This window comes from Psychrobacter sp. NPDC078501, assembly GCF_044900935.1.
Lineage (GTDB): Bacteria > Pseudomonadota > Gammaproteobacteria > Pseudomonadales > Moraxellaceae > Psychrobacter.
Genome location: NZ_JBJDOS010000015.1, coordinates 20,867 through 27,173 on the forward strand (window position 1 = coordinate 20,867; position 6,307 = coordinate 27,173).

6 protein-coding genes are annotated in these 6,307 nt (G+C 40.8%); 4 read left to right on the forward strand and 2 right to left on the reverse strand.

Annotated features, from left to right (window positions below):
- Positions 1–113: 113 nt before the first annotated feature.
- Entirely contained in the window at positions 114–986 is an 873-nt protein-coding gene (locus tag ACI2IW_RS13570; protein ID WP_102076505.1) for a LysR family transcriptional regulator, read from the reverse strand.
- Positions 987–1,131: 145 nt separating this feature from the next.
- On the opposite strand from ACI2IW_RS13570, the gene ACI2IW_RS13575 reads away from it, so the two are divergent.
- From ACI2IW_RS13575 to blaCARB, 4 genes are all read left to right on the forward strand, one after another.
- On the forward strand, positions 1,132–1,449 hold the full coding sequence (locus tag ACI2IW_RS13575) for a multidrug efflux SMR transporter (RefSeq protein WP_228706520.1): 318 nt from the start codon (positions 1,132–1,134) through the stop codon (positions 1,447–1,449).
- A gap of 205 nt (positions 1,450–1,654) precedes the next feature.
- A complete protein-coding gene (locus ACI2IW_RS13580) occupies positions 1,655–2,779 on the forward strand; it encodes an S-(hydroxymethyl)glutathione dehydrogenase/class III alcohol dehydrogenase (protein ID WP_102076507.1) in 1,125 nt (374 codons plus the stop codon).
- Positions 2,780–2,922: 143 nt separating this feature from the next.
- A complete protein-coding gene (fghA, locus tag ACI2IW_RS13585; RefSeq protein WP_228706521.1) occupies positions 2,923–3,756 on the forward strand; it encodes an S-formylglutathione hydrolase in 834 nt (277 codons plus the stop codon).
- A 176-nt stretch (positions 3,757–3,932) separates the two neighbouring features.
- A complete protein-coding gene (gene blaCARB, locus ACI2IW_RS13590) occupies positions 3,933–4,829 on the forward strand; it encodes a CARB/PSE/RTG family carbenicillin-hydrolyzing class A beta-lactamase (RefSeq protein WP_102076509.1) in 897 nt (298 codons plus the stop codon).
- A 259-nt stretch (positions 4,830–5,088) separates the two neighbouring features.
- Here blaCARB and ACI2IW_RS13595 read toward each other — a convergent pair whose 3' ends face one another.
- On the reverse strand, positions 5,089–5,679 hold the full coding sequence (locus ACI2IW_RS13595; RefSeq protein ID WP_102076510.1) for a recombinase family protein: 591 nt from the start codon (positions 5,677–5,679) through the stop codon (positions 5,089–5,091).
- Between the last annotated feature and the right edge of the window lie 628 nt (positions 5,680–6,307).

Consider the following 6,307-nt stretch of genomic DNA (forward strand, 5'->3'; position numbering starts at 1 on the left):
GCCTCCTAACGATCGAGTTGGTTAGAGTAGTGTGCAAGACCTCCAAGTAATTAGATGATTTATCTTTCGAGGTGCGAGGCCTTAAAGTATGGGTAGTTCTTACTATCACCCAGTTAGGGTTTAGATAAATGTGCTGCTAAATAATCTAGTAGCAGCCTAATTTTTGGCGACAAATGGCGATTATGAGGATATAGAGCCCAAATAGCTTCCTCAGGTTCCCTAAGATTATCCAATAAGCTGACCAGCTCCCCCGATTCTAAATGCTTTTGTACGTAGTAATCAGGTAGCTGCACAATACCCAATCCCTTTATAGCCGCATCGACTAAACTATAACCGCTGTTATAACGCACGCTACCTGTCACTCGAATGTTTTTCTCTTTACCAGACTCTTTAAAGTGCCAGTAGTCTAGCGTCCCCAGCAGACAGTTATGTTGACCAAGTTCGGTCAGAGAATGCGGTATGCCGTATTTCTCAATATAGGAGGGCGCCGCACAGACAAAATTAGTACGACTACTGAGTTTTTTTGCCATCATAGTCGAATCACGAAGCTTTCCAATGCGAATGGCTAAATCATAGCCCTCTTCAATCAAATCAACCTGCTGATTACTCAAAAAGGCAGTCACTTCAATATCACTATATTGCACCATAAAGTCATTCACCAATGGCATCAATTGTTGTTCACCATAAGTGACAGGAGTTGTCAGTTTAATCATGCCTTGCGGTTTTGACTGCAAATTAGTCACCGCTTGCTCTGCGGCATCGAGACCATCAAGTACCCCGCGGCAGTGCTGATAAAAAACACGGCCTTCTTCTGTTAGCGAGACCTTACGAGTCGTTCGGTAAAGTAATTTAATATTGAGACGTTGTTCTAAGGCGCTGACTTGTCGACTTACTTGAGCGGTCGAGATGCCTATTTTCTTTGCAGCTTTCGTAAAACTCTCGTATTCAGCCACGTAAACGAACTCACTGATACCATCCCATTTCATCATTATTACCTATATGCAAAAGATAGTTTCGAATATAGCATATTATCATCTAATCAGAAATAGATATAATACAAGCATAAATTCAAACAGGCTCCAGTTCATTGCAACTAAAGCTTGCTAATACAAGAGGTGCAAAATGAGTTGGATGTTTCTTTTTTTCGGAGTGGTTGCAGAAGCTTTATCTCACGTTGCATTAAAACAGACGGATGGCTTCACTAAGCCGTTAGCAAGTATGTTAGTTCTGTTAGGACATCTAGCTGCATTTGTTTTTTTAGGACAGGCTATGAAAGGAATGCCGGTTGGTATTGTTCATGCGCTATGGGCAGGACTTGCGATAGTGACGGTAACGGCATTGTCTGCGGTTATCTACCGACAACATCTCGATTTGAGCACTTGGATCGGCATGGGGTTGGTTGCAGTAGGCGTTGCTACCATTAGCCTATCACAAGGGCATAGCCATTGATGTAAAGTAGCAACGAAGTACTGTATCCTTTTAAGTAGCTGCATTTGATGGGGCTAAAAGATAATAGTAAAGCAGTAGAACACTCATATCACAAAATGGTAAGGTAAATAGAGATCAAATTTTTCGCTCAGCTCAACATGGTGTTCTAGAAATATGTCTGAGTTGAACAGGGACAACAATCAACTAACCAAAAAGAGAGACTCTTATGTCAGATAAATTTATTAAATCGAAAGCCGCCATTGCTTGGGGGCCAAATCAGCCGCTATCTATCGAAGAAGTGGATGTCATGCTGCCGCGCAAAGGCGAAGTCTTGGTAAAAATCATCGCTAGCGGCGTTTGTCATACCGATGCCTTTACCTTATCTGGTGAAGACCCAGAAGGTGTATTCCCAGCGATTTTGGGTCATGAAGGTGGTGGTATCGTTGAGCAAATTGGTGAAGGCGTCACCAGTGTCCAAGTTGGCGACCATGTCATTCCTCTATACACCGCAGAATGTGGTGAATGTAAATTCTGTACTTCAGGTAAAACCAACCTATGCTCAGCAGTGCGCGAGACTCAAGGTAAAGGTCTGATGCCAGACGGCACAACGCGTTTTTATAAAGATGGTCAGCCAATTTACCATTACATGGGTTGCTCAACTTTTTCTGAATATACTGTCTTGCCAGAGATCTCATTGGCTAAAGTCAATAAAGAAGCGCCATTAGAAGAAGTTTGCTTGCTAGGTTGTGGCGTCACGACTGGTATGGGTGCGGTCATGAACACTGCAAAAGTCGAAGAAGGTGCTACGGTCGCTATCTTTGGCATGGGCGGTATTGGGCTGTCAGCGGTCATCGGTGCTGCAATGGCAAAAGCCAGCCGCATCATTGTGATTGATATCAATGAAAGCAAGTTTGAGTTAGCCAAAAAACTAGGCGCAACTGACTGTATTAATCCAAAAGATTATGACAAACCAATTCAGGAAGTCATCGTTGAGTTAACCGATGGCGGTGTTGATTATTCGTTTGAATGTATCGGTAACGTCGATGTGATGCGTTCCGCGCTTGAGTGCTGCCATAAAGGCTGGGGCGAGTCGGTTATTATCGGCGTGGCTGGTGCAGGTAAAGAAATTTCAACCCGTCCATTCCAGTTAGTGACTGGTCGTGTCTGGAAAGGTTCAGCATTTGGCGGCGTGAAAGGTCGTACGGAATTGCCAGGTTATGTTGAGCGCTATCTAGCGGGCGAAATCCCATTACAGGATTTCATTACTCATACCATGCCATTAGAAGACATCAATGAAGCGTTTGACTTGATGCATAAAGGCGAGAGTATTCGTACGGTTATTCATTTTTAAGAATGAGTCATCATGATCTTTTTTAACAAATAATCGGTCATTTATAGGTGATTAACATTAAGTAGTTATGTTGTCATGATAACAGTGCTGTCTCTTTTTGGGGGCAGCATTTAATGTTTTAACAGAGGTGTTTTAGTATGTCCATAGAGAATATTAGTGTCAATAAAAGTTTTGGTGGCTGGCATAAGCAGTATAGCCATCATTCAAAATCATTAAATTGTAGTATGCAGTTTGCTATTTACTTGCCGCCTCAGATGGGCAGTGGTACAAAAGTCCCTGTCCTTTATTGGTTGTCAGGCTTGACCTGCACAGATGAGAACGTCATGCAGAAGTCTGGGATACAGCGTATTGCTGCAGAATTGGGTATCGCTATTGTCGCCCCAGATACTAGCCCTCGTGGTGAAGATGTTGCTGATGATGCAGCCTACGATTTAGGTCAAGGGGCAGGATTCTACGTTAATGCTACTGAGATGCCTTGGAGCAAGCACTACCAGATGTATGATTATGTGGTCAATGAGTTGCCTGAGTTAATTGAGGCATCGTTTCCAGTATCTGATAAGAGAGCCATTTCTGGTCATTCGATGGGTGGTCTTGGTGCGTTGAACATTGGCATGCTTAACCCAGAGCGTTACCGCTCAATGTCTGCTTTTAGTCCTATCAGTAACCCTGTGAATTCTCCATGGGGACAAAAAGCTTTTACTGCTTATTTAGGTGAAGATAAAGCCAATTGGCTGAACTACGATCCTAGTGAGCTCATGAAACGAGCAACTGAATTAGTTCCTGCTAAAGTAGATCAGGGTGAGTCTGACAACTTCCTTGTAGAGCAGCTCAAGCCAGAAGCTTTACTCGCAGCTGCAGAATCAAACGATTATCCTTTAATGTATCAATTGCATGAGGGCTATGACCATAGTTACTATTTTATCGCCAGCTTTATTGAAGAGCATTTGCGCTTTCATGCCAAACATCTAAGTCAGTAAACTGAACAACTGATGAAATATTTTTAGCTAACCGTAACACTATCAGTAATAGTGTTACGGGACTGATTTCGAGTATGGTAGCTATACCATTACACCGTATAGGCAAGGCATATTGTTTTCAAAGGGTTTGCGTTATAACTGTAGATCATATGCCTTCAAAGGAAACTCTAATCATCATGCATTTACTCCAAAACAAGATTAAAATTTTTAGCACACTAATCACTATTTTTTGTCTTACGCTATCATTACACGTCAATGCAGCAGGCTCACTAATTGACTCTGTCAAAAATGCTGAGAATAAATTGGGTGCTCGAATCGGCATGGCTGTGCATGATTTAGAGACCGAGCAACGCTGGGAGTATAGAGCTGATGAACGTTTTCCTTTAAGCAGTACTTTTAAAACACTTGCTTGTGCCAATGTTCTTCATAATGTTGACTTAGGTCAGGAAAAGATAGATAGAGTCATAAGGTTCTCTAAAAGAAATCTGGTTACTTACTCTCCTGTGACAGAAAAGCAGGTAGGCAAAAAAGGTATGTCTCTTGGGGAGTTGTGTCATGCAACCCTGTCAACCAGTGATAATTCAGCTGCCAACTTTATTTTGCAAGCCATAGGTGGACCTAAATCTCTCACTCATTTTTTACGTTCTATTGGGGACAATACAACGCGACTTGATCGCTGGGAAACTGAGCTGAATGAGGCGACACCTAAAGATAAAAGAGATACCACCACACCAATGGCAATGATAACGACACTTGAAAAATTAGTGGTGGGAGAAACATTATCTACTGAGTCTCGTCAACAACTGCAATCTTGGCTTAAGGCTAATGAGGTTGGTGATGCGCTGTTTCGTAAAGGTGTTCCAAGTGACTGGATCATAGCAGACAGAACAGGCGCTGGCGGTTATGGATCACGTGCGATTACGGCTGTAATGTGGCCTCCAGGTCGCAAACCTATCATCGCCGCTTTATACATTACGGACACCGATGCTTCGTTTGAAGATAGAAACGCTGTGATTGCGAAAATCGGTATAGAGATAGCAAACACAGTGTTGATAGAACGTACTCTTGAATAATCTAATGAATAAGGATGAAAGGTAGATCAAAAATAGTTTAATTTACTCGCAAAAATCTCATTTTGTGTACATTTTAGCTATATTGATAAATCAAACCATTGATCAATATAGCTCACAATTGAAGGTTTAAGTTCTCACTAGATAGCAGCCCTTCTTCCCATAACAGCGCTTATGGTAAATAAGAATAAAGATCCAAAAGCTCACTGCATGTACACAACGAAGTACATTTAGACTACCTTATTCACTCCAACTATAACTGTTAGCTCTGCTTTAAGACACGATAAACGGTAGCTACCCCAACACCAACCGCCTTAGCGACTTCCTCTTTTGTCATATTGTTTTGACTATCTAATTCTCTAATACGATTGTGTTTCGTTGTATTAGGCTTCTTACCAGTGGGCTTATAGCCACTGTTCGCCAATCCCTGCTTAATACGCTCTCTACGTTTGTCGTTATCAAGCTTTGCCATCGTTGCTAATAAGTCGATCAGCATATGATTAATCACTGTTAGAATCTCACCTGTCATACCCTTACTTACCATATGCGTTGTTGGTAGATCAGCCACTACCAATCGTAAACCCTTATCTTTGATGCGCTGCTTTAGAATCGAAAAATCATCTTGAGATAGCCTGCTTAATCTATCCACGCTTTCAACTAGTAGAATATCGCCTTGCTCAGCGTCCTTTAGCAGCTTAGCTAATGCTGGTCTATCGAGCTTCGTACCACTGAAGTGCTCAACGTAATCAACATGGTTGTCATCATAATCTCTACTGAAAGTAATCAATTCCGCTAATGCTCTAGTAGCGTCTTGATCCTTAGTGCTAGCTCTCACATAAATACGCACGGTCATAACGCTATCCCTATTACTTAGACTTAATAATTAATGTTCATTGATAATAGCAAGATATTACTATCATTTAATAATAGAAACAAGTCTAATGATAGATAGGTTATCGTTTAGAAGTTTTATGTTTTATGTATAGTGCAATGGGAAGATAGAACTAAGACAATTAAAGAGCTGATTAAAGAACTCCAAAGTTTTGAGGATCAAAACTTGATTGTTATGATAACTAATGATGAAGGTGAAACATTTAACGGTAAAGTTGGTTAGCAAAGGGTTTGTAGCTAATAAAGATGATCCTGATAAATATAAGAAAGTTTATTGTGCTTTATACTTCTAAGCTTTAAGACCATCTAAGACAGTTAGTTAGTTTTTTTAATCCCTAAACCCATGAAAATCGGTTGGAGGATGATTTTTTTTGCCGTGTGCAGAGAAAAGCAAGTCAAAGATTTTTTTACTAGCTGCTTTAGCGATAATCATTATTTAAGACAACCTCGTTAAAGCAGCTATGACCTAACCTTTAAATGTTAAAAGTTAAGGGTAAATTTGAAAAATTAAGGAGTTAAAATGACTTTACGACATTCTTCTTCACGCTTTTCGAAAATTTCATAACCTTTAGCAGCGTCAGACAAATTCA

Coding starts and splice junctions, on each gene's coding strand:
- ACI2IW_RS13570 (WP_102076505.1), bottom strand. CDS start 986: ATGAAATGGGATGGTATCAGTGAGTTCGTTTACGTGGCTGAATACGAG.
- ACI2IW_RS13575 (WP_228706520.1), top strand. CDS start 1,132: ATGTTTCTTTTTTTCGGAGTGGTTGCAGAAGCTTTATCTCACGTTGCA.
- ACI2IW_RS13580 (WP_102076507.1), top strand. CDS start 1,655: ATGTCAGATAAATTTATTAAATCGAAAGCCGCCATTGCTTGGGGGCCA.
- blaCARB (WP_102076509.1), top strand. CDS start 3,933: ATGCATTTACTCCAAAACAAGATTAAAATTTTTAGCACACTAATCACT.
- ACI2IW_RS13595 (WP_102076510.1), bottom strand. CDS start 5,679: ATGACCGTGCGTATTTATGTGAGAGCTAGCACTAAGGATCAAGACGCT.